17 protein-coding genes and 1 riboswitch are annotated in these 22,829 nt (G+C 70.7%); of the genes, 7 read left to right on the top strand and 10 right to left on the bottom strand.

The features are described 5' to 3' along the window. Nucleotides 1-60: 60 nt before the first annotated feature. The 5 genes from ACFTZC_RS30940 to hisC all read right to left on the bottom strand — a co-directional run bounded on the left by ACFTZC_RS30940 (nucleotide 61) and on the right by hisC (nucleotide 9,718). Nucleotides 61-1,911 (bottom strand): GAF domain-containing protein, encoded by a 1,851-nt coding sequence (locus tag ACFTZC_RS30940; RefSeq protein ID WP_382895276.1) that lies wholly within the window; start codon nucleotides 1,909-1,911, stop codon nucleotides 61-63. Between the two features lie 25 nt (nucleotides 1,912-1,936). Beyond that, complete coding sequence (cydD, locus tag ACFTZC_RS30935) at nucleotides 1,937-5,656, bottom strand: thiol reductant ABC exporter subunit CydD (RefSeq protein WP_382895274.1); 3,720 nt, start codon at nucleotides 5,654-5,656, stop codon at nucleotides 1,937-1,939. Nucleotides 5,657-5,740: 84 nt separating this feature from the next. Next, entirely contained in the window at nucleotides 5,741-6,775 is a 1,035-nt protein-coding gene (gene cydB / locus ACFTZC_RS30930; protein ID WP_382895272.1) for a cytochrome d ubiquinol oxidase subunit II, read from the bottom strand. Nucleotides 6,776-6,789: 14 nt separating this feature from the next. Beyond that, on the bottom strand, nucleotides 6,790-8,298 hold the full coding sequence (locus ACFTZC_RS30925) for a cytochrome ubiquinol oxidase subunit I (protein WP_382895270.1): 1,509 nt from the start codon (nucleotides 8,296-8,298) through the stop codon (nucleotides 6,790-6,792). A gap of 340 nt (nucleotides 8,299-8,638) precedes the next feature. Further along, nucleotides 8,639-9,718, bottom strand: coding sequence for a histidinol-phosphate transaminase (hisC, locus tag ACFTZC_RS30920; RefSeq protein ID WP_382895268.1), 1,080 nt, complete (start codon nucleotides 9,716-9,718; stop codon nucleotides 8,639-8,641). Nucleotides 9,719-10,121: 403 nt separating this feature from the next. On the opposite strand from hisC, the gene ACFTZC_RS30915 reads away from it, so the two are divergent. The 3 genes from ACFTZC_RS30915 (at nucleotide 10,122) to ACFTZC_RS30905 (ending at nucleotide 14,083) form a co-directional block, all read left to right on the top strand. Further along, entirely contained in the window at nucleotides 10,122-11,234 is a 1,113-nt protein-coding gene (locus ACFTZC_RS30915) for a LacI family DNA-binding transcriptional regulator (protein WP_365807455.1), read from the top strand. Nucleotides 11,235-11,656: 422 nt separating this feature from the next. Further along, a complete protein-coding gene (locus ACFTZC_RS30910) occupies nucleotides 11,657-13,087 on the top strand; it encodes a metallophosphoesterase (RefSeq protein WP_382895368.1) in 1,431 nt (476 codons plus the stop codon). Between the two features lie 150 nt (nucleotides 13,088-13,237). Further along, on the top strand, nucleotides 13,238-14,083 hold the full coding sequence (locus ACFTZC_RS30905; RefSeq protein ID WP_382895266.1) for a hypothetical protein: 846 nt from the start codon (nucleotides 13,238-13,240) through the stop codon (nucleotides 14,081-14,083). 120 nt (nucleotides 14,084-14,203) lie between these two features. On the opposite strand, the gene thiC is transcribed toward ACFTZC_RS30905, so the two are convergent. Further along, nucleotides 14,204-16,144, bottom strand: coding sequence for a phosphomethylpyrimidine synthase ThiC (thiC, locus tag ACFTZC_RS30900; protein ID WP_382895264.1), 1,941 nt, complete (start codon nucleotides 16,142-16,144; stop codon nucleotides 14,204-14,206). Further along, a riboswitch (TPP riboswitch) is annotated at nucleotides 16,137-16,281 on the bottom strand. It overlaps the preceding gene by 8 nt. Before the next feature lie 92 nt (nucleotides 16,282-16,373). Here thiC and ACFTZC_RS30895 point away from each other — a divergent pair. Next, nucleotides 16,374-17,786: a YibE/F family protein gene (locus ACFTZC_RS30895; protein WP_382895366.1), complete on the top strand. Its 1,413-nt coding sequence runs from the start codon at nucleotides 16,374-16,376 to the stop codon at nucleotides 17,784-17,786. Between the two features lie 128 nt (nucleotides 17,787-17,914). On the opposite strand, the gene ACFTZC_RS30890 is transcribed toward ACFTZC_RS30895, so the two are convergent. The 4 genes from ACFTZC_RS30890 to ACFTZC_RS30875 form a co-directional block, all read right to left on the bottom strand. Next, entirely contained in the window at nucleotides 17,915-18,349 is a 435-nt protein-coding gene (locus ACFTZC_RS30890; RefSeq protein ID WP_365807465.1) for an SsgA family sporulation/cell division regulator, read from the bottom strand. 103 nt (nucleotides 18,350-18,452) lie between these two features. Then, nucleotides 18,453-19,223, bottom strand: a complete 771-nt coding sequence (locus tag ACFTZC_RS30885) for an IclR family transcriptional regulator (RefSeq protein ID WP_382895262.1) — start codon at nucleotides 19,221-19,223, stop codon at nucleotides 18,453-18,455. 142 nt (nucleotides 19,224-19,365) lie between these two features. Next, nucleotides 19,366-19,584: a DUF5326 family protein gene (locus tag ACFTZC_RS30880; RefSeq protein WP_365807468.1), complete on the bottom strand. Its 219-nt coding sequence runs from the start codon at nucleotides 19,582-19,584 to the stop codon at nucleotides 19,366-19,368. Nucleotides 19,585-19,714: 130 nt separating this feature from the next. Then, nucleotides 19,715-20,032, bottom strand: a complete 318-nt coding sequence (locus ACFTZC_RS30875; protein ID WP_382895259.1) for a cupin domain-containing protein — start codon at nucleotides 20,030-20,032, stop codon at nucleotides 19,715-19,717. Between the two features lie 14 nt (nucleotides 20,033-20,046). Here ACFTZC_RS30875 and ACFTZC_RS30870 point away from each other — a divergent pair, with 14 nt between their 5' ends. The 3 genes from ACFTZC_RS30870 (at nucleotide 20,047) to ACFTZC_RS30860 (ending at nucleotide 22,776) form a co-directional block, all read left to right on the top strand. Next, nucleotides 20,047-20,427 (top strand): phage holin family protein, encoded by a 381-nt coding sequence (locus tag ACFTZC_RS30870; protein ID WP_382895258.1) that lies wholly within the window; start codon nucleotides 20,047-20,049, stop codon nucleotides 20,425-20,427. A gap of 8 nt (nucleotides 20,428-20,435) precedes the next feature. Next, the gene (locus tag ACFTZC_RS30865; protein WP_382895256.1) at nucleotides 20,436-21,581 is read left to right on the top strand and encodes a cystathionine gamma-lyase; all 1,146 of its coding nucleotides are present in this window, start codon (nucleotides 20,436-20,438) and stop codon (nucleotides 21,579-21,581) included. Nucleotides 21,582-21,882: 301 nt separating this feature from the next. Continuing rightward, nucleotides 21,883-22,776 carry a LysR family transcriptional regulator gene (locus ACFTZC_RS30860; RefSeq protein ID WP_382895254.1) on the top strand — a complete coding sequence of 298 codons (894 nt, stop codon included), beginning with the start codon at nucleotides 21,883-21,885 and terminating at the stop codon, nucleotides 22,774-22,776. Nucleotides 22,777-22,829: the final 53 nt, after the last annotated feature.

Here is a 22,829-nt window from a genome sequence, read left to right as displayed (position 1 = left end):
GCCACCCCCTCTCACCAGGCTCCCCACCACCGCCACCGCCACCGCTCCGCTACGGGCGGCTCACAACGGCACCTCCCAGATCACCGTGGCGCCTACCGCACCTCCCGCCTCTTCTTCTCCCGCCTCTCCCCCTTCACCCGTGTCTCGGCCGAGCCCCGGCTCGGACCAGCTCGCCCCGCCCAGCGACTCCGCCCGCCGCCGGAGGTTGCGCAGCCCGCTGCGCCGTCCTCCGGCCGGGATGCCCACGCCGTCGTCCGCGACGGTCAGCCGCACCGCCCTCCTCCCGTCGGCGAGCTGTGCCGTCGCGTCCACGACCACCTCGATACGGGACGCGCGCGCGTGCCGGAAGGCATTGGAAAGGGCCTCCCGGAGCGCGGCGATGAGGTTCTTCCCGTACGGCTCGCCCACAGCCGCGTCGATCGGGCCGACGAAGCGGTACGTAGGGGTGAAGCCGAGCGGCACCGCCGCCATGTTGATCTCCCGCAGAACCCGCGTCCGTACCCCCGACAGTGCCTCCGCGGGGCCCTGCTGGAGGGCGAAGATGGCGGCGCGGATCTCCTGGATCGTCACGTCCAGCGCCTCGACGGCCTGGTCGATGCCCTGGTGGACCTCCGGCGCCACCGTGCCGCGCTGGGCGCTCTCCAGCATCATCCCGGTGGCGTGCAGCCGCTGGATCACCAGGTCGTGGAGGTCACGGGCGATCCGGTCACGGTCCTGCAGGACCGCCAGCCGCTCCCGGTCGTGCTGCGCCCCGGCCATCATCAGCGCCAGCGCCGCCTGCGAGGCGAACTGGCCCGCCAGTGTCCGCTCCCGCTCGCCGAACGGGACCGCACCCCGTTCGCGCGGCATGACCAGCGCGCCGAGCACCCTGCCGTCGGTGCGCAGCGGCAGCAGCATGATCGGGCCGTACAGCGAGGCCATCTCGGTGATCACGCGCGGATCGCTGCGGGCGTCCTCGACGATGACGGCCTCGCCCGCCAGCAGGGCCGCGGCGGCGGGGCTCTCGGCCGGGATGAGGTAGCCGGGCCTGACACGGGGGCGATCGGCGGAGACGGCGACGACCTCCAGTTCGCCGTTGGGCGTACGGAGCATCACCGAGGCCATCGCCGCGTCCGAGAGGCGGCGGGCCTGTTCCGCGACGATGTTGAGCGCGTCCTCGGTGGAGCCGCCGGAGAGGAGCGCGGTGGTGACGGCGACCGAGCCGTCGATCCACCGTTCGCGCTGCCGGGCCGCCTCGTACAGCCGGGCGTTGCCGATGGCGATGCCCGCCTCGGTGGCCAGGACGCGCACCATGTGGAGGTCGTGGTCGGTGAACTCCGCGGGCCGCTGCTCCGCGGGCTCCGTTCCGTCGGCCTCGGTTCCGCCGGACTTCCCGGCGCTTGACTTCCCGGTGCCGGACTTCCCACTGCCGGTCTTCTCCGCGAGATAGAAGTTCCCGTAGACCTCGCCCTGGCCCCGGACCGGGACCCCGAGGAACGTGCGCATCGGGGGATGTCCCGGCGGGAATCCGGCCGCGCGCGGGTCCTTCGTCAGATCGGCGAGCCGGATCGCCTCAGGATGGCTGATCAGCGCACCGAGGAGTCCGGTATGCCCGTCGGGACGGTGACCGATACGCCGGGCCGTGTCCGCGTCGACCCCGTACGTGACGAAGTCCGAGAGCCCGTCGCCCAGTTCGTCGACGACACCGATCGCGGCGTACCGGGCGCCGACGAGTTCGGCAGCGGTCGAGCAGATCCGGTCGAGTGTGGCGTGCAGGCCGCGCCCCGCGCCGACGGAGCACATCGCCTCCAGAAGCTGGGGGACCCGCGCGGTGGTCTCGGCGGAGAGCCCTTCCAGACTCGCGGCCGCGCGGGTGGCCGCTTCCAGGGGGTCGAGCGGATCCAGCGGGTCCGGGTGTTCGGGCTCTTCCATGGACCCGAGAGTAATAAGGGCTATTTCACACCGAAAGTCGGATTTCCCGCTCCGTGGCGCCGTCGGCCTGCGCCGCCGCGGTCGCGCCGAGCAGATCGCCGGCCCTCTCCCGCTCCAGCATCTGCCGCAGCGGTCCCTCGACGGCGGCGAGTTCACCGTACGGACCACGCTGTACGGTGCGGCCTTCGTCGAGCACGATCACCTCGTCGACCGCTTCGAGTCCCCGCAGCCGGTGGGTGATGAGCAGCGTCGTCCGCCCCTCGGTCGCCGCGAGAAGATCGGCGGTCAGCGCGTCGGCCGTCGCCAGGTCGAGGTGTTCGGCGGGCTCGTCGAGGAGCAGTACGGGGAAGTCCGCGAGGAGCGCGCGGGCCAGCGCGAGTCGCTGGCGCTGGCCGCCGGAGAGCCGGGCACCGTGCTCGCCGACGAGGGTGTCGAGCCCGGCGGGCAGCGCGTCGACCCAGTCGAGCAGCCGCGCGCGGCGCAGCGCGTCCCGCAGGTCGTCCTCGTCCGCGTCCGTCCGGGCGAGCCGGAGGTTCTCCCGGACGGAGCTGTCGAAGAGGTGGGCGTCCTGGGCGCAGAGCCCGACAAGGCGCCGTACGGTGTCCCCGTCGAGCGCGGCCAGATCCGTACCGCCACCCGTGCCCCCACCCGTACCGCCACCCGTGCCACCGAGGCGGCAGCTGCCCTCGCGGGCGTCGAGGAAGCGCAGCAGCACCTGGGCGAGCGTGGTCTTGCCCGAGCCCGAGGGTCCGACGACAGCGACGCGCTTCCCGGCGGTCAGCGTCAGGTCGAAGCCCGCGAGCGCGTCCCGCCGCTGCCCCGGGTACCGCGCCGACAGCCCGCGCACCTCCAGCGGGAAGGGCGATCCGGGCGCGGGCGCGGGCCGTTCCGGCTCCCGTACGGGGACGGGCGCGTCCAGCACTTCGCACACCCGCTCGGCGCTGCGGCGGGCCCGCTGCCGGTGGAGCACGGCGAGCGGCAGCCCGGTGACGGCCTCGAACGCGGCGAGCGGGGTCAGCACGATCACGGCCAGCTCGATGCCCGCGAGTCGCCCCGCGTGCACGGCCTGGACGCCCAGGAACGCGGCGGCTGCCACGGTCACGCCGCAGATCAGCGCGGTGAGTCCGGCGCCGAGCGCCTGGGCGCCCGCGCTGCGCGAGGCGATCGACGTCAGCGTCGCGTCGGCCGCGCGCACCCGGCGCAGCCGGCCGCGCAGCGCGCCCGCGACGGTCAGCTCGGCGGTGCCCCGGAGCAGATCGACGGCCTGGGTGGCCAGCAGCCCGCGCGCCGGGGCCAGTTGCCGCTCGGTGCGGCGGGCGCAGACGCCGCTCAGCAGCGGTACGCCGGCTCCGGCGGCGAGCAGCCCGACCGCCAGGGCGGCGCCCGCCTCGGGCAGCAGCCAGGCGGTGAAGCCGACGGCGCCCAGGGAGACGAGCAGGGCGGTGCCGGCCGGGAGCAGCCAGCGGAGCCAGTAGTCCTGGAGTTCGTCCACGTCCGCGACGAGCCGGGACAGCAGATCACCGCGCCGCGTGGCATGCAGCCCGGCGGGCGCGATGCGTTCCAGCCGCCGGTACACGGAGACCCGGAGATCCGCGAGCATCCTGAGCACCGCGTCGTGCGAGACGAGGCGCTCGGCGTACCGGAACACGGCCCGGCCGATACCGAAGGCACGGGTCGCGGTGACCGCGATCATGAGATAGAGCACCGGGGGCTGCTCGGAGGCGCGTGAGATCAGCCAGCCGGAGACGGCCATGAGGCCGACGGCCGAGCCGAGGGCGCAGCTGCCGAGGACCAGGGCCAGCACGAAGCGGCCCCTCAGCGCCCCGGCGGCGTCCCGCATCCGGGCGAGCGGACTCCTGGCCCCGAGCGCCGCGCCGCCGACCGCCGTCCTCTCCGCCTGCTCACCTCCGGGGACGAGATCGGCCGTACGCACAGCCTCCCCGGCCGGGCCGGCCGGCTCCCCCGCCGACGGGTCCAGCAGCGCCGCGCGTTCGCGCAGCTCCACCGCGGAGACGCCGTCCGAGGACACCGCCGTCTCCGTACGCCCCGGCTGCGCGGCCCCTTCCGACAGCGCGGCTCCTTCCGGCCCTTCCGACCGCTCCGGGAGGGCGACCACCCGGTCCGCCACCGCGAGCAGCGCCGGCCGGTGGACGACCAGGAGGACCGTACGGCCCGCCGCCAGCCGCCGTACCGCCTCGACGATGCCCGCCTCCGTCTCGCCGTCGAGCGCCGCGGTGGGCTCGTCCAGGAGCAGCAGCGGCCGGTCGGCGAGAAAGGCCCGGGCCAGCGCGAGCCGCTGGCGCTGACCGGCCGAGAGACCGGCACCGTCCTCGCCGAGCACGGTCTCCGCACCGTGGGGGAGCGCCGACACGAAGTCGTACGCACCCGCGTCCCGCAACGCGGTGACCAGGGCCGTGTCGTCCGCGTCGGGACGGGCCAGCCGTACGTTCTCGGCGATCGTCCCGGCGAAGAGGTACGGCTGCTGGGGCACCCAGGCGATGGTCTCGTGCCAGCGCTCCGGGTCGAGGGAGGCGAGATCCCGGCCGTTCACCCGTACCCGGCCCTCGTCCGGTACGGCGAAGCCGAGCACCGTGTGGAGCAGCGTGGTCTTCCCGACGCCGCTCGGACCGACCAGGGCGACGGTCTCCCCCGGCTCGACCGCCAGGGTGACCGCGTCCAGCGAGGGTTCCGTACGGCCCTGGTGGCGGACCGTCACCCCCTCCAGCTCCAGCCGCGGCGTGCCCGGTGTCCCCGCCGTGTGCGGCACCGTTTCCGTACCGCGCGCGGCGGGCTCCGTCTCCAGGACCGCGAAGATCTCCTCGGCGGCGGAGAGCCCTTCGGCCGCCGCGTGGTACTGCGCCCCGACCTGCCGGATCGGCAGATACGCCTCGGGCGCGAGCACGAGCACCACCAGCCCGGTGTACAGATCGAGGTCGCCGTGGACGAGCCGCATCCCGATGCCGACAGCGACCAGCGCCACCGAGAGCGTCGAGAGCAGTTCCAGCGCGAACGACGACAGGAAGGCGATCCGCAGGGTGCGCAGGGTGGCCCGGCGGTACTCGGAGGTGATCGTACGGATCGACTCGGCCTGGGCCTTGGCACGGCCGAAGACCTTGAGGGTCGGCAGCCCGGCGACCACGTCCAGGAAGTGGCCGGACAACCGGGACAGCAGCCGCCACTGCCGGTCCATCCGGGACTGTGTCGCCCAGCCGATGAGGATCATGAACATCGGGATGAGTGGCAGCGTCACGACGATCACCGCCGCCGAGACCCAGTCCTCGGTGACGATGCGCGCGAGCACCGCCACGGGGACGACCACCGCGAGCCCGAGCTGGGGCAGATAGCGCGCGAAGTAGTCGTCCAGCGCGTCGATCCCCCGGGTGGCCAGCGCGACCAGCGAACCGATGCGCCGGCCGCCCGGCCGGGCGGGCCCGAGCGCGGCCGCCCGCTCCAGCAGCCGACCGCGCAGTTCGGACTTGACCGCCGCGCTCGCCCGGTGGGCCGCCAGCTCCGTCAGCCAGGAGACCAGGGCGCGCCCGACGGCTACGGCCGCGAGCAGCAGCAGGGGGGTACGCAGGTCGGAGGCGTCGTACCCGCGCTCGAACGCACCGACCACCACCTCGGCGATCAGCATCGCCTGGGCGATCACCAGCGCCGCCCCCGCCGCCCCGAGCGCCACCACGGCCACCAGGAAGAGACGGGTGGCGCGGGCGTACCGGAGCAGACGCGGATCGATTGGTTTCACGTGAAACACCCACTTCCGCCGCTACGACCGCGGCCGCTACGACTACTCCTGCGACGCCTGCTGCCACCCACTGCCGAACCCCCGTTACGCGTCGGCGACGGGCCGCGCATCGGCGACGTGCGGCGCGTCCGCGATGTGCTGCGTCCCGATCCGCTTGCGGAACACCCAGTATGTCCAGCCCTGGTAGAGCAGCACGACGGGTGTCGCGATCCCCGCGCACCAGGTCATGATCGTCAAGGTGTACGGGGTGGAGGCGGCGTTCGTCACCGTCAGGTTCCACGCCTCGTTCAGCGAGGACGGCATGACGTTCGGGAACAGCGTCAGGAAGAGCATCGCGACCACCGCGACGACGGTCACCCCGGAGAAGGTGAAGGACCAGCCCTCACGCCCCGCCGCGACGGCCCCGACCGCGGTCACCAGCGCGGCCACGGCGACGACCGCCGCGACCAGGCTCGCCCCGTCACCGTTGTCCGCCTGCGTCCAGGCCAGGAAGCCGAGCGCCAGCACGGCGGTGACGGCGCCCAGGCCGAGTGCCAGCCTCCTGGCCCTGACCCGGATGTCCCCCACCGTCTTGAGCGCGGCGAACACCGTGCCGTGGAAGGTGAAGAGGGCGAGCGTCACCAGCGCACCGAGCAGCGCGTACGGGTTCAGCAGATCCGCGAGGTTGCCCGCGTACTCCATGTCCGCGTCGATCTTCACGCCCTGCACGATGTTGGCGAAGACGAAGCCCCACATGAGGGAGGGGATCAGGGAGGTCCAGAAGATGGTGTGCTCCCAGTTGCGCTGCCACCTCTCCTCGGGCCGCTTGGACCGGTACTCGAAGGCGACCCCGCGCAGGATCAGACAGACCAGGATGAGCAGGAACGGCAGGTAGAAGCCGGAGAAGAGGGTGGCGTACCAGTCGGGGAAGGCGGCGAACGTGGCTCCGGCGGCGCTCAGCAGCCAGACCTCGTTGCCGTCCCAGACGGGACCGATGGTGTTGATGAGGACCCGGCGCTCCTTGCGGTCGCGGGCCAGCAGCTTGGTCAGGACCCCGATGCCGAAGTCGAATCCTTCGAGGAAGAAGTAGCCGGTCCAGAGGACGGCGATCAGCACGAACCAGACGTCGTGAAGGTGCATAGCTCCTCAACTCCTCAGTACGAGAAGGCCATCGGCCGGTCGGCGTCCGCGTGGTCGCCGCCGATCTTGGTGGGCGGATTGAGGTCGTCCTCCGTGAGCTCCGGCGGTCCGGCCTTCACGTACTTCACGAGCAGCTTGACCTCGACGACCGCGAGGACCGCGTACAGCAGGGTGAAGACGATCATCGAGGCGATCACCTCGCCCTGGGAGACGCCGGGGGAGACGGCATCCGCGGTGCGCAGGACTCCGTACACCACCCAGGGCTGCCGGCCCGTCTCGGTGAAGATCCAGCCCCAGGAGTTGGCGATCAGCGGGAAGAGCAGCGTCCAGAGGGCGGTGATCCAGTACCACTTGGCGAACCTGGGACTGAGCGCCTTGTTGCGGAAGAGGACGAGGTGCGGGACTTCGTCCTCGCCGGTCCGCAGGGCGGGCGGCAGCAGGAACTTCCTGCGGGTGAGCCAGAGTCCGAGCAGGCCGAGGCCGAAGGACGCCATGCCGAAGCCGATCATCCAGCGGAAGGACCAGTAGGCGACGGGAATGTTGGGCCGGTAGTCGCCGGGGCCGTACTTCTCCTGTTCGGCCTTGTTGATGTCGTTGATACCGGGGACGTGCGAGGTGAAGTCGCTGTTGGCGAGGAAGGAGAGCAGTCCGGGGATCTCGATGGCGACCTTGTTGTGGCCCTTGTCGACGTCTCCGTAGGCGAACACCGAGAACGGTGCGGGTCCCTCGCCGTCCCACAGCGCCTCGGCGGCGGCCATCTTCATCGGCTGCTGCTTGTACATGACCTTGCCGAGCGTGTCGCCGCTGACGGCGGTGAGCATGCCCGCGACGACGACGGTGATCAGACCGAGGCGCAGTGAGGTGCGCATCACAGGGATGTGCTTCTTGCGCAGGAGATGGAAGGACGCGATGCCGACCATGAAGGCACCGCCGACGAGGAACGCGGCGGTCATGGTGTGGAAGAACTGGGTGAGCGCCGTGTCCTGGGTGAGAACCCGCCAGAAGTCGGTGAGCTCGGCCCGTCCCGCTTCCTTGTTGATCCGGTAGCCGACCGGGTGCTGCATCCAGGAGTTGGCCGCCAGGATGAAGTACGCGGAGAGAACAGTGCCGATCGAGACCATCCACATGCAGGCCAGGTGGATCTTCTTCGGCAGCTTGTCCCAGCCGAAGATCCACAGCCCGATGAAGGTGGACTCGAAGAAGAAGGCGATCAGCGCCTCGAAGGCGAGCGGGGCGCCGAAGACATCGCCGACGAAGCGCGAGTAGTCGGACCAGTTCATGCCGAACTGGAACTCCTGCACGATGCCGGTGACCACACCCATCGCGATGTTGATCAGGAACAGCTTGCCCCAGAACTTGGTGGCCCTGAGGTACTTCGGGTTCTCCGTGCGGACCCACGCGGTCTGCAACCCGGCGGTGAGCGCGGCGAGCGAGATCGTCAGGGGGACGAAGAGGAAGTGGTAGACGGTCGTGATGCCGAACTGCCAGCGCGCCAGGGTCTCCGGCGCCAGAGCGAGATCCACGTCTTCTCTCCTTACGTCAAGCCTGTCCGTCCCTTTTGACCGGGGCGTAACGCCTGGAACCGGACGAGCTTGTGAACGCGTTCACATTCACAAGCATTATGTCGCACAAGTCTTCCGGATCTTCGCGGGGGGGGTCCCTCAAGGAACGAGTGCCGCTGACCTCAAGGAGCGAGCCCCGTCGCCCCCACGGAACGAGCAATGCCACCCCCACGCCGAGAGCGCCGACTCCCCGAAACGCTCCTCCCTCGGCGCCGACACACGTCAGGGGTGACCTCATAAAGGTCACCCCTGAAATCCACGTTCGAATGAAACGCGTGTTCGAAAAGACACGGAAGCCGGGCTAGAGCTCCTTGCGGAACGCCCCCGCCGTCCGGAGGAAGAGGTCGTTGGCCTCGTGCTCGCCGATCGTGATCCGTACACCCTCCCCCGCGAAGGGCCGTACGACCACACCCGCCGCCTCGCACGCCGCCGCGAAGGCCGACGTCCGCTCGCCGAGCCGCAGCCAGACGAAGTTGGCCTGCGTCACGGGCACCGTCCACCCCTGGCCGACCAGGCCCTCGTACACCCGCTCGCGCTCCGCGACGAGCGATCCGACCCGTCCCAGCAGCTCGTCCTCGGCGCGCAGCGAGGCCACCGCCGCCTCCTGTGCGATCTGGCTCACGCCGAAGGGGACCGCCGTCTTCCGCAGCGCGGTGGCGACCGGCTCGTGCGCGATCGCGAATCCGACCCGCAGCCCGGCCAGCCCGTACGCCTTGGAGAAGGTGCGCAGCACCGCCACATTCGGGCGGTCGCGGTAGATCTCGACACCGTCCGGCACCGCGGTATCCCTGTTGAACTCGCGGTACGCCTCGTCCAGCACCACCAGCACATCGCCGGGCACCCGGTCGAGGAATCGTTCCAGCTCGGCCCGGCGCAGCACTGTGCCGGTCGGGTTGTTGGGGTTGCAGACGAAAATCAGCCGGGTCCGGTCGGTGATCGCCTCGGCCATCGCGTCCAGATCGTGCACATCGCCCGGCGTCAGCGGCACCTGTACGGCGGTCGCCCCCGAGATCTGTGTGATGATCGGGTACGCCTCGAAGGAGCGCCAGGCATAGATGACCTCGTCGCCGGGCCCCGCCGTGGCCTGGAGAAGCTGCTGTGCGACGCCCACGGAACCGGTGCCGGTCGCGAGGTGCGGGACAGGCACCCCGAACCGGTCGGCCAGCTCGTTCATCAGCCCGGTACAGGCCATGTCGGGATAGCGGTTGAAGGCCCCGGCGGCCGAGATCGCCTGCTCCATCACCCCGGGCAGCGGGGGGTAAGGGTTCTCGTTGGAGGACAGCTTGTACGCGACGGGCCCGTCCGACGCGGCCGGCCTGCCCGGCTTGTACGTCGGAATGCCGTCCAGCTCGGCGCGCAGCTTGGGGCTCGTCTCGCTCACCGCGGGTCCTCCTCGGCCGTTCATCCGGTGGGCGCCCGGTCCTGCACCGTCCGGGCGCCTTCAATGCTGCTCACCTTATGAGGATTGACGGCCGCCGCGGACGCCGGGCGCCCGGAAAAGGACGCAGGCTCCGGAAAACAGGGGGGAGCACTTACGTCCCTCCCGAGCGCCGGTGGCTCACGCCGTGGCGCGCATCCCTCGTAGAGGTGAGTTGAGACCTCTTCGAAACATGGGCCTCTCAACAGGTCCAGACCGCTCCTTACATAGGAGACCATGGCAGTAACGATTAACTCCCTTGTGTTCCAAGGAGGTTGGCCTTGGTCTGTCTTGCAGAAACGTGCCTGCTGCCGGGTGCATATGCGACCGGCCCCACCGCCCGATCGAGCCCTACTATCGGCTCGCCATGACAGCAGCAGGGAAACACCAGGTGAGCCGGACGGACACAACCCGCCGGGGAAGCCGGCAGAGTCGGGCGGGCATCCGGGACGTCGCCGCCGCAGCCGGTGTCTCCATCACGACTGTCTCGGACGCGCTCAACGGCAAGGGACGGTTACCCGACGCCACCCGGAGCCATGTCCGAGAAGTAGCGGAGCGCCTCGGCTACCGCCCGTCCGCCGCCGCCCGAACCCTCCGTACCGGCAAGTCGGGGCTCATCGGCCTGACCGTGACCACGTACGGGGATGAACCTTTCACCTTCACCGAGTTCGCCTACTTCGCCGAGATGGCGAGGGCCGCGACCTCCGCCGCCCTCGCCCGCGGCTACGCCCTCGTCATCCTCCCCGCCACCTCCCGCCACGACGTCTGGGCGAACGTCGCCCTCGACGGCACCGTGGTCATCGACCCCTCCGACCACGATCCCGTCGTCGCCGAACTCGTCCGCCAGGGCCTTCCCGTCGTCTCCGACGGCCGGCCCGCGGGCACCCTTCCCGTCACCGCCTGGGTCGACAACGACCACGAGGCGGCCGTCCTCGACCTGCTCGACCATCTCGCCGACGCCGGAGCCCGCCGTATCGGGCTGCTCACCGGCACCACCACGGACACCTACACCCGGCTCTCCACCACGGCGTACCTGCACTGGTGCGAGCGCGTCGGCCAGGATCCGGTCTACGAGTCCTACCCCGCCCACGACCCGTGCGCCGGGGCCGTCGCCGCCGACCGGCTGCTGGCCCGCCCGGACCGCCCGGACGCCGTCTACGGGCTCTTCGACCCCAACGGCACCGATCTGCTCGCCGCCGCCCGGCGGTACGGGCTGCGGGTACCGGAGGACCTGCTGATCGTCTGCTGCAGCGAGTCCACGGTGTACGCCTCCACCGAACCGCCCGTCACCACGCTCTCGCTGAAGCCGCGCCGGATCGGCACCGCCGTCATCCAGCTCCTCATCGACGCCATCGAGGGGATCGAGGCCGACCGGCCGGTCGAGCAGGTGATACCGACCGAACTGATCATCAGGACCTCCTCACAGCGCCGCCCGCCGCGCACCACGGTCAGCGCTCCCCGCTCACCGGCGGGCGACTGACCGCCGCCGTAGGCGACGCGTGCGCCACGGCCGTGCCGGTACGGGGCCGGCCCCGCCGGTTCCGTACCGCCTCCGTACCGGCGCCGTACGGAACCGGTACGGAGGCGGTACGAAAGCGGGACGCGATCGCCCGCGGCCCGGCGATTCGGGGCCGTACGACGCCTCTCGGCGCCCCGCGGCACCATGCGGCCCGCGGATCCCGGCGCCCGGCCGAACGGTCGGACCTTCCGCATTTCGGGCGATCGGCGAGAAAACAGCCGCCGAACCGGCGGTACGATTCGATTCACCACCCCTGGTGCGTCGCAGAGGCCCGAGGTCATTCCTATGATGGGCGCACGACACCACGGACCTTCCCTTTTCCGCCGACGGACTCACTCCGTCCGGCAGGGCGGCGGGGCCGAGAGGTGTATTGCGGCACGACGGTGGTGGAGGGGTCGATGACACAGGGGGCCGGTCAGGGACCCGCGGTGCGGACGGCGACGTTGCGCGACTTCCGGGTGCCGCCGTACGCGCAGGTTCCCGTGCAGTCCGCACAGCCAGGGCAGGCCGGGCAGCCGGTCCGACCCGGGCAGCAGGAACCGGCCGGCACCGCGTCCGGCGGGCCCGGGCGGCCCCCCGTCGGCGCGCCGGAGCAGCCGGTCGCCGGAGCGGCCCCGTCAGCAGCCCCGCAGGTCCAACAGGGCGCCGTACAGGACGAGCTGGGCGCGGTGCAGGAGCAGTTCGGCGCGGTACAGGACCAGCTCGGTGCCGAACAGGAACAGCTCGGCACCGTCCCCGAGCAGCCGGCCGCCGGCCAGGACGCGCCCGCCGCCACCGTTCCGCACCCGGCCGCCGTACCCGGGACCGAGAGCCCCGAGCGCCCGGCGGCCGACGTGTCGGGCCACCCCGGCGACGCGGTACCCGCCGACGGGATGCCGGAGGGGTACACCCCCACCGAACGCGACCTTCCGGTGATCACAAGGGTCAACCGGGGCGACACCGTGCAGGTCGACATCGACCCCACCGAGGCCGCCGACTCCGACGGACCGGGACCGCTCTACGTCGTCGGCGACGTCCACGGCTATCTCGACGAACTCGTCGCCGCCCTCGGCGAACAGGGCCTGATCGACGCCGAGGGCCAGTGGGCGGCCGGCAACGCACGCCTGTGGTTCCTCGGCGACTTCACCGACCGCGGCCCCGACGGCATCGGGGTCATCGACCTCGTCATGCGGCTCTCCGCGGAGGCCGCGGCGGCCGGCGGCTACTGCAAGGCGCTGATGGGCAATCACGAACTGCTCCTCATCGGCGCCAAGCGGTTCGGCGACACCCCGGTCAACTCCGGTGCGGGCACCGCCACTTTCCAGGCCGCGTGGATCCTCAACGGCGGCCAGCGCACGGACATGGAGCGCCTCCAGGACGTCCATCTCCAGTGGATGTCCCATCTCGACGCGGTGGTCGAGGAGGACGGGCATCTGCTGATGCACTCCGACACCACGGCCTATCTCGACTACGGTTCGTCCATCGACGAGGTCAACGACACCATCTACCAGATCCTGACGCGCAATGACGCCGACGAATGCTGGGACCTGTTCCGCAAACTCACCAAACGCTTCGCGTTCCGTGACGAAGGCGGCCCCCAGGCCGTCCAGGAACTCCTCTCCCAGTACGGCGGAGGACGTGTCGTCCACGGCCACAGCCCGATTCCCTATCTGCTCGGCGAAGTCGGCACAGAAGACGCGTCGGACGACGAAGGCGACACCGGACCGGTCGTGGAAGGGCCACACGTATATGCCGACGGGCTGGCGATCGCCATGGACGGCGGAGTGACGATGGCAGGAAAACTGCTGGTCGTACGGCTTCCGTTGGCCAACTGAATCAATGTAGGACAGGTGTTTTCCGGAAACCCCCTGTTACGGCACGCCAAAACCGCTCTACCATCGGCTTATCCGTAGCAGGCTCTCCTCCGTTTCCGCCGACTGCGGCTCGTTCCACACGGGCGCAACGGCCCTACGGAGTATCGGGGGATGCACATGAAAAGCGCTCCGCACCTGCTGAGCGAGGATCGCGCGGATTTCGAGCGCATCCTCAGCGATGTGCTGCGTAATGCACACGAACGTCCGGACCTCGCCGCCGTCGGGGAGCGGCTCAACGCGGAGCAGTTGCGCACCATGGCGCTGAACGCGACGGGCCGGATCGCCTCCTCCGCGACGGCGGAGTACGAGCACTACGCCAAGATCCGCGAGGAGTCCCGCTCACCGGGCACCACCACGTCCATCCGCGACTCGGTGCTGGCACCCGCGGAGGACGCCACGACGGACTCCGGCGCCGGGCTCACGGCCGTCATCACGGTCCTGGTCCCCATCCTCGGCGGCACCGCGGCGGCGATCTTCCTGCTCGTCGGCTATCTCCTGAAGGCCCTCGACCCGGCGCCCGCGTTCGCGGACAGCATGCTCGCCGTGGGCTGGTTCTTCGCGGCCGTGACCGCGCTCGGCATCCTGGCCGCCGCGATAGGGCTGCTGGTCACCGCGTTGCGCAACAGCTCGACCCAGCTTCCCGCAGACGAGACGGCCGGCGGAGAGCTGCCCGACGAGGTCGCCCGCGCACGCGAGGCGTGGCGCCATGCCCTGCTGGAACGCGGCATCCTGCCCTTCCTGCGGGCCGCCCTGGACGACCCGAGCGCGGACCCGGCGGCGCCGGCCCCGCCTCGTTCGTCCGGTCAGCTCCCCAAGATCGGCTACAGCAGGCCGGACTTCAGCAGCCCCGACGAGGGCTCCTCCGCCGGACAGCGGCCGAACTTCAGCAGCCCGGACTTCAGTGGTCCGGACTTCACCAGCCCCGACTTCGGCGGCCCGGAGCACCGGCCGGAATGACCCCGGCAGGTGGTCCGGGCCGCTCGGTCGCGTCATGACCGACGCCGGACCCGGGGCGGGGCGCGGGGCCCGGCCCTGGGACAGAGATCCGGCCCTCCGAGCGGCCCGGCGCGGGAGCGGTCAGTCGACCAGCGGCAGATAGACCCGGTTGCCGGCCGCGGCGAACTCCTTGGACTTCTCCGCCATGCCCGCCTCGATCTCGTCGGCCGACGCACGGCCCGCAGGGTCCGTGCCGTCCGCACGGTCCGTGCCATCCGTGCCGCCCGTGTCGTGCGCGCCGCTCGCCGGCTCGCCGCCGTGCTTGCGCCGGATGTCCTGCGAGATCTTCATCGAGCAGAACTTGGGCCCGCACATCGAGCAGAAATGAGCCGTCTTCGCCGGCTCCGCCGGCAGCGTCTCGTCATGGAACTCCCGTGCCGTGTCCGGATCGAGCGCCAGGTTGAACTGGTCCTCCCATCGGAACTCGAACCGGGCGTCCGACAGCGCGTCGTCCCACTCCTGCGCCCCCGGGTGGCCCTTCGCGAGATCCGCCGCATGGGCCGCGATCTTGTACGTGATGACGCCCGTCTTCACGTCGTCGCGGTCCGGCAGGCCGAGGTGTTCCTTGGGGGTGACGTAGCAGAGCATCGCCGTCCCCCACCACGCGATCATCGCCGCGCCGATCCCGGAGGTGATGTGGTCGTACGCCGGAGCCACATCGGTGGTCAGCGGGCCGAGCGTGTAGAACGGCGCCTCCTCGCAGATCTCCTGCTGGAGGTCGATGTTCTCCTTGATCTTGTGCATCGGGACATGCCCGGGGCCCTCGATCATCGTCTGTACGTGGTGGCTCTTGGCGATCGAGTTCAGCTCGCCCAGCGTGCGCAACTCGGCGAACTGCGCCTCGTCGTTGGCGTCCGCGATGGAGCCCGGCCGCAGCCCGTCGCCGAGGGAGTACGTCACGTCGTACGCGGCGAGGATCTCGCACAGCTCGTCGAAGTTCTCGTACAGGAACGACTCCTTGTGGTGCGCGAGACACCACGCGGCCATGATGGAACCGCCGCGCGAGACGATGCCGGTCTTGCGGCGGGCCGTGAGCGGCACGTACCGCAGCAGGACACCGGCATGGACCGTCATGTAGTCGACGCCCTGCTCGGCCTGTTCGATCACGGTGTCCTTGTAGATCTCCCAGGTCAGCTCCTCGGCCTTGCCGTCGACCTTTTCGAGCGCCTGGTAGAGCGGCACGGTGCCGATGGGCACGGGGGAGTTGCGCAGCACCCACTCGCGGGTGGTGTGGATGTTGCGCCCGGTGGAGAGGTCCATGACCGTGTCGGCGCCCCAGCGGGTCGCCCATGTCATCTTGTCCACCTCCTCCTCGATGGAGGAGGTGACCGCGGAGTTGCCGATGTTGGCGTTGACCTTCACCAGGAACCGCTTGCCGATGATCATCGGCTCGATCTCCGGGTGGTTGACGTTGGCCGGCAGTACGGCGCGGCCCGCGGCGATCTCCTCGCGGACGGTCTCCGGGGAGACGTTCTCGCGGATCGCGACGTACTCCATCTCCGGCGTGATCTCCCCGCGGCGGGCGTACGCGAGTTGGGTGACGGCGCGGCCCTCGCGGCCCCGGCGGGGCTGGCGCGGCCGACCGGGGAAGACCGCGTCAAGTCCCCGCAGATCGGCCGCCGCTCCGCTCCGTAGCAGCCCTCCGCGCGGGGAAGTGTGCTTGAGCCCGTCGTCCTCGGGTCGCGGTGGCCGGCCCGCGTACTCCTCGGTGTCGCCGCGGCCGATGATCCAGTTCTCCCGCAGCGGCGCGAGTCCGCGGCGCACGTCGGTGACGACCTCGGGGTCGGTGTACGGCCCCGAGGTGTCGTACAGCGTGACGTCCTCGCCGTTGGTGAGGTGGACCTGGCGGACCGGCACCCGGAGATCGGGGCGGGAACCCTCGATGTATCCCTTGTGCCAGCCGATGGGCCGTCCGCCCTCGGTCCCGCCCCGGAGGGCCGGATCCGCGCCGGTGTCCGTGCTGGTGTCCGTGCTGGTGTCCTCCGAGCCGGAGGCAGGCGTGTGTGCGTCCTGAACGGTCATGAGACCTACTCCCTACGCCGGCATTACCCGGTAACAGGTTCAGCGGTCGGCGCAGCGCAGGTGTCCGGGGACTCGTCCCCGGGACTACACGTCAGCGCCCTCTCAGCCCGGTGCTCCGAGCTCCCGCGTGTGCAAAGGTGCCTCCACGCTAGCGTCAGATCGGGCGCGCTGAACAGAGGGCCCCGCGCTTCCTCCGCCTTCTTGCGATGATCGGTCGGTGACACCACCCATGCAGACCCACGAATCGGACGGCCACGCACACGGCCACTCGCACAGTCATGGCCCCGCCGCGCCGGTCTCCCGGCACCTCCGCAAGGTGATCGCGGCGGTGCTGATTCCGTTCGCGGCCGCCGTGGTGGTCGGGCTCGCCGTGCTCTGGCCGGGCGGTGCGCCCGCGCACGAGCGGACGGGTGTGGGCTTCGACCGGCAGACCTTCGACGGCCAGGTGGTCCAGGTCGAGCGGGTCGCCTGCAAGGACGTGAACGCCTCCCAGGTCCCTTCGACCGGTGACACCTCGACGCCGCAGGGCCGCGAGGCGGTGCGGGAGGAGACCGGCGAGTGCAAGAAGGCGACGGTCGAGCTGAAGAGCGGCAAGGAGAAGGGCCACACCTTCATCGAGATCGTCCAGCCGGACGCGCCACGGCAGTTTCACGTGAAACAGGGCGTTGTGGTCGCCTACGCACCGGACGCGCCCCGTGATCTCCAGTACTCGGTGTCCGATGTGGACCGCCAGTTCCCGCTGACGCTGCTGGCGGGGATCTTCGCGATCGCGGTGATCGTGGTGGGGCGGATGCGGGGGGTCATGGCGCTGGTGGCGCTCGTGGTCTCGTTCGCGATCCTGACCCTGTTCATCCTGCCGGCGATCCTCCAGGGCTCGAATCCGCTGGTGGTGGCGGTGGTGGGGGCGAGCGCGATCATGCTGGTCGCGCTGTATCTGTGTCACGGGTTGACGGCCCGCACCTCGGTGGCGGTGCTCGGCACCCTGATCTCGCTGCTGCTGATCGGACTGCTGGGGTCGCTCTTCATCGGCTGGGCGAGCCTGACCGGCAACACCGACGACAGCACGGGGCTGATCCACGGTCTCTACCCAGAGATCGACATGAGCGGTCTCCTGCTCGCCGGCGTGATCATCGGTTCGCTCGGCGTGCTGGACGATGTGACGGTGACGCAGACCTCGGCAGTGTGGGAGCTGCGCCAGGCGGATCCGACGATGGGGCCGCGGGCGCTGTACCGGGCGGGCATCCGGATCGGCCGGGACCACATCGCGTCCGTGGTCAACACACTGGTGCTGGCCTACGCGGGCGCCGCGCTGCCGCTCCTGCTGCTCTTCTCCATCGCGCAGTCGAGCGTGGGGACGGTCGCCAACAGTGAGCTGGTGGCGGAGGAGATCGTACGGACGCTGGTGGGGTCGATCGGTCTGGTCGCGTCGGTGCCGGTGACCACGGCGCTGGCGGCGCTGGTGGTCTCCGCCGACCGGTCCGTCCCGGAGAACCCCCCGGCTCCGTCCACGCAGCCCGCCTCTCCGGGACCGGGCGCGGGACCTGGGGCGGGGCCTGGTCCCGGACCTCTGGAGCCGGGGATGCTGGTGCCTGCCCCGCCCACGCGCGCCCCGGGCAGCAGGGGCCGCCGCCGCAAGAAGTAGGGCGGGCGAGCCTCTCCGGAGCGGCTCCGGAGAGGTCCTGAGCGGCCCGCGGGGCCGCCCGTACCCTTGCGGGGTCCCGTGGACACCCCGGACACCGGAATCACCCGGACGGCCCCCTCAACAAGCCCTCAGCCGGCGTTCTCCTCGGCGAGGATGCGGCCCAGCTCCTCCTCAAGACTGTCCTCGAAGTCGCTGAGCGTGCGCTCCTGGCCGAGCGGAACCAACCGGTCCGTACGGTCCAGGAAGGCCACCAGCGGCGCGGCACTGACCCGGAAGAGCGCGTGGTCGTCGCCGACCTGGAGCCGCATATGGACGTCGGACAGGTCCTCGGGCGTCGTCGGCGAGATGTGCACATCCCCGTCCCCGCTGGGCGTGTTGATGCCGTCGAGCAGCAGCTCGCGGCCGAAAGTCCAGGTCACAGGCGCGTCGCCGGGCAGATGGAACGTCATGCGCACCGCGTACGGATCAGCCACCTTGTAGTGGAGTTCCACCGGGATACGGAACGACAGCTCCTCGGAGACGAGGAAGCTCATCAGGACCTCGGCCTGGACCGACTCGCGCATCGTTGTACTCCGGAGTAGATGGAACAGTGGCTGGGAATGATCCCCGTTGACCCTCTTGACGCCATAGTCCTGTAAGCGCTAGCAGATCACAAGGAGTAATTTTTCAGATACTGATAGAGAGGATTTGCGAGGTCAGCAGGGATCCGATCTCTCTGCGTAACCGCTCGGCCGCCGGAAGCAGTCGTTCCTGTTGACGGAGCGGTATAGAAATGGCCAGCGCGGCCGCGGCGGATCCGACAGTGATCGGCACGGCGGCGCATACCGTCCCGAGCCGGTACTCCTGGCGGGCCACGACCGGTTCCATCCGCCCCAGCGAGTCGAGACGCTCCAGCAGGGTGCTCCGGTCCCGTACCGAGTACGGGGTGAGCGGGCGGACGGGATAGCGGTCCAGGTGGTCCCGGCGGGACGCCTCGTCGAGCTGGCTCAGCAGACACTGGCCGATCGCGTGGGCATGGGCGGTCGCGCGGAAGTCGGCGCGGGCGTCGACCGCGGGGCACGCGGGACTGTCGGCCACGCAGAGGAGGTCCATCTCGCCCTCGTGGTAGACCGCGAAGTACACGGGGACGCCGAGCGCGTCGCGCAGTCGGCCGAGGACCTCGGCGAGGGTGGCGCGGCGGCTCCGGGCGGCTCCGGCGCACACCAGCCGCTGGGCGGCGTCCCCGAGAACGAAGACGCCCCTCTCGCGGCGGAGATAGCCCTCGTAGGTGAGGGTGCGCAGCAGGTGATAGGCGGTGGGGAGGGCGAGCCCCGCTTCCCGCGCGAGCTGTTTCGCGGTGGCTCCGTGGGGATGGGCTCCCACCGACTCCAGCAGTCGCAGCGCCCGCCGCACCGATCCGATCAGGGTGGGAGCCGCGGCGGATGTAGCTGTGACCAAAGATCACCCCCAGGCGTGCTGACGGGCCGGAGGCCCGCCGGGTGCGGCAGAGGTGAGCCACTCTAGGGGCAGGTCGGGGCGGGGGTTGGTTTCCCCTTCACCTTTCCCTCGGGCGGGCTAACAGCCGTATGGACTGACAGCCCTACCAGTCACCGCGCGACGAGGACGACGCCGTGAACTTCCGTACGACGTAGATCAGTCCGCCGACCAGGGCGACGAATATCAGCACCTTGAACAGCAGGCCGATCACGAACGCGAGCAGGCTGATGATCAGCCCGCCGAAGACCACGATGGCGATCGCGGGCACCGCGATCCACTTGACCCACCAGGGCATGCCCGTGAACATCTCCCGAACCGCCATCGTCCCTACCTCGCTTCACCGAGTCGTGATGTATCCGCTGTACGTCTTCGATGCTAGAGCCGCGGCAGCGCCCGCGGTGGCCCCACAGCCCCCGCTCTCCCCTGATCCGACCCTGAGACACATCTGAGGGTCATCCCTCGGGCGGTGAGAACACCACCATCACCCGCAGATCCTCCGTGATGTGGTGGAACTTGTGCGCGGCCCCGGCCGGTACGTAGACGACGCTGCCGCGGCTGACCTGCGTGGTCTCCGCACCGACCGTGATCGACGCCCGTCCGCTGACGACGAAGTACACCTCGTCCTGCCGGTGCGGCTGCTGCGGGTCGGTCGCGCCGGCGTCCAGCGCGTACAGGCCCACGGACATGTTGCGTTCTCGTACAAACTGCAGATACGCGCCGTCGTTGGCGGCACGCTCCGCCTCCAGCTCATCCAGTCGAAATGCCTTCATGCCACGATCAGACCATGAAGAATTTCCTAGTCAAGACGATTGCCAACGCAGCGGCCCTGGCGGTGGCGATCTGGCTGATCCAGAACATCACCCTGACCGGCGAGAGCACCGGCCGGAAGGCCCTGACGCTGATCCTGGTGGCGCTGCTCTTCGGGCTGGTCAACTTCCTCGTCAAGCCGGTGCTGAAGCTGCTGACGCTGCCGCTGTTCATCCTCACCCTCGGGTTGTTCACCCTGGTGATCAACGCCCTGATGCTGCTGCTGACCTCGTGGCTCGCGGAGAGCCTGAGCCTGAGCTTCCATGTCGAGGGCTTCTGGACGGCCGTGCTCGGCGGTCTGGTCATCTCCGTGGTGTCGTGGGCACTGAATGTCGCGCTCCCCGACGACAACGACTGAGGCCGGCCGTGAACCACTCTCCTGACATCGGCGACGGCACGCGAGCCGTACGGGCCGGGCTGCCCGAGCCGGTGAAGCACGAACCGACCCTCCCCGGGCCGGTCTTCGCCGCCCACTACCACCTGCCGGGCGATCCGACCGGCCCGTACACCTACGGCCGGGACGAGAACCCCACCTGGACCCATCTCGAACAGGCCATCAGCGAGCTGGAGGCGCCCGGCAGGTCCGTCGAGACCGTCGCCTTCGCCTCCGGCATGGCCGCGATCTCCGCGGTGGCCTTCTCCCAGCTCCGGGCCGGCGACGCGATCGTCCTGCCGGACGACGGCTACCAGGCCCTTCCGCTGCTGCGCGAACGGCTGGAGGCGTACGGCGTGGCGGTGCGGACCGCGCCGACCGGCGGCGACGCCCAGCTCCGGGTCCTGGCCGGGGCGCGCCTCCTGTGGATCGAGACGCCGTCCAACCCCGGGCTCGACGTCTGCGACATCCGCCGGCTCGTGCGCGAGGCGCACGCCGGCGGCACCCTCGTCGCCGTCGACAACACCCTGGCCACCCCGCTCGGCCAGCGGCCCCTGGAGCTCGGCGCGGACTTCTCCGTGGCCAGCGACACCAAGGGCATGACCGGCCACGGCGACATCCTCCTCGGCCATGTGACCAGCGGCGACCCGGAGCTCGCCGCGGGGGTGCGGCGCTGGCGCAAGGTCGTCGGGGCGATCCCCGGGCCGATGGAGGCATGGCTCGCCCACCGCTCGCTCGCCACCCTCCAGCTCCGTGTCGAGCGCCAGTGTGCCAACGCGCTGGTCCTCGCCCGCGCGCTGGCGGAACGCGACGACGTCAGCGGCGTGCGCCACCCGGGGCTGGCCGGCGACCCCTCGCACGCCGTCGCCGCGCGCCAGATGCGCCGCTTCGGCTCCGTGGTCTCCTTCGTCCTGCCCGACCGGGACAAGGCGGAACGTTTCCTCGGCGCGCTGCGGTTCGTGGAGGACGCGACGAGCTTCGGCGGCGTACGGTCCACCGCCGAGCGGCGCGGACGCTGGGGCGGCGACGCCGTACCGGACGGCTTCATCCGCTTCTCCGTCGGCGCCGAGGACCCCGAGGACCTGCTCGCGGATGTCCTGAACGCCCTCGACACGGTGCGCCGGCAAACGGGGCGCTGACCGGACGCGGCGGGCGCCGACCGCGCGAGGCAGGACCGGCGGCGGCCCGCCGTCCACTGTCGCCGTACCTGGCCGTATACGAAAAGAGACGGTCCGAGCCTCCCCCCTCATGGCTCGGACCGTCCCAGGTTCCACGCGCGGAGAACCATTTAACCAAGGCTAGTTGACTCTGCGTCAGTGTCCAATCACAGTAGCGACAGCGGCCTATCGACTTATTTATAGTTGGCGACGCGGGGTCGCCACCGGGGCGAGGCCCTGTCCGGACAGGGCGCAGGCGCGGTTCGAGACGGGAGAGCGGGACATGGACCTGGCTCTGCTGCGCACGTTCGTCACCGTGCACCGCGCCGGCTCCTTCACCCGCGCCGCGGCCCTGCTCGGCCTCTCCCAACCCGCCGTGACCGGCCAGATCAGGACCCTGGAACGGCAGCTCGGGCGCCCTCTCTTCCTCCGCCAGGCCCGCGGCGTCACCCCCACGACCATCGGCGACGAACTCGCGCACCGCGCCGCACCCCACCTCGACGCCCTGGTCGAGATCGCCGAGACCGGACTCGACGAGGAGTCCGGCGTACGCACCCTCCATCTCGCCGGTCCGCCCGAATTCACCTCCCTGCGTGCCCTGCCCGCGCTCACCGCGCTCACCGCCCAGGGCCTCGCCCTGCGCACCTCGTTCTTCGGAAACTCCGAGGAAACCTTGGAAGGGCTGGCCGCCGGACATCATGATCTGGCCATCACCACCGCCCGGCCGCGCGGCGGGCTGCTCACCTCGACTCCGCTCTGCGACGAGGAGCACGTCCTGATCGCGGCTCCCCGCTGGGCGGCCCGCCTCGGCCACGAGGTGCTGCGCGAGCGGATCGTGGTGCTCGAACAGCTTCCGGTCGTCGAGGTCCACGAGTCCCTGCCGTTCGTCTCCCGCTACTGGGCCACCGTGTTCGAGACCCGGCCCGCGGCGGCGGGGACCGTGATCGCCCCTGACTTACGGGCCGTGCTGGAGTGCACGGCGGCGGGCGCCGGGCTCGCCGTCCTGCCCCGTTACCTCTGCGAGGCGGCCCTGGAGCGCGGTGAGGTCATCGCCCTGCTCGACCCGCCCGTCCCCCCGCTGCGCACGTACTTCCTGGCCGTGCGCACCGGCACCCTCGCCCTGCCGCCGGTCGCGCGGGCGCACGAGTGGCTGCTGCGGGCCGCCGTGGAGTGGTGACGGGCGGCGAGCCGGAGCGGCGCCGGGAGTTTCAGAAGTGGTGGGACGGGCGA

The organism is Streptomyces sp. NPDC056987 (genome assembly GCF_042673865.1).
Classification (GTDB): Bacteria; Actinomycetota; Actinomycetes; order Streptomycetales; family Streptomycetaceae; genus Streptomyces.
This window is presented reverse-complemented; position numbering and strand designations above follow the sequence as displayed.

What these genes read in the sequence shown, in the direction of transcription:
- ACFTZC_RS30940 (WP_382895276.1), bottom strand. Translation starts at nt 1,911, where the DNA reads ATGGAAGAGCCCGAACACCCGGACCCGCTGGATCCGCTCGACCCCCTG.
- cydB (WP_382895272.1), bottom strand. Translation starts at nt 6,775, where the DNA reads ATGCACCTTCACGACGTCTGGTTCGTGCTGATCGCCGTCCTCTGGACC.
- ACFTZC_RS30915 (WP_365807455.1), top strand. Translation starts at nt 10,122, where the DNA reads ATGACAGCAGCAGGGAAACACCAGGTGAGCCGGACGGACACAACCCGC.
- ACFTZC_RS30905 (WP_382895266.1), top strand. Translation starts at nt 13,238, where the DNA reads ATGCACATGAAAAGCGCTCCGCACCTGCTGAGCGAGGATCGCGCGGAT.
- thiC (WP_382895264.1), bottom strand. Translation starts at nt 16,144, where the DNA reads ATGACCGTTCAGGACGCACACACGCCTGCCTCCGGCTCGGAGGACACC.
- ACFTZC_RS30895 (WP_382895366.1), top strand. Translation starts at nt 16,374, where the DNA reads ATGCAGACCCACGAATCGGACGGCCACGCACACGGCCACTCGCACAGT.
- ACFTZC_RS30890 (WP_365807465.1), bottom strand. Translation starts at nt 18,349, where the DNA reads ATGCGCGAGTCGGTCCAGGCCGAGGTCCTGATGAGCTTCCTCGTCTCC.
- ACFTZC_RS30880 (WP_365807468.1), bottom strand. Translation starts at nt 19,584, where the DNA reads ATGGCGGTTCGGGAGATGTTCACGGGCATGCCCTGGTGGGTCAAGTGG.
- ACFTZC_RS30875 (WP_382895259.1), bottom strand. Translation starts at nt 20,032, where the DNA reads ATGAAGGCATTTCGACTGGATGAGCTGGAGGCGGAGCGTGCCGCCAAC.
- ACFTZC_RS30870 (WP_382895258.1), top strand. Translation starts at nt 20,047, where the DNA reads ATGAAGAATTTCCTAGTCAAGACGATTGCCAACGCAGCGGCCCTGGCG.
- ACFTZC_RS30860 (WP_382895254.1), top strand. Translation starts at nt 21,883, where the DNA reads ATGGACCTGGCTCTGCTGCGCACGTTCGTCACCGTGCACCGCGCCGGC.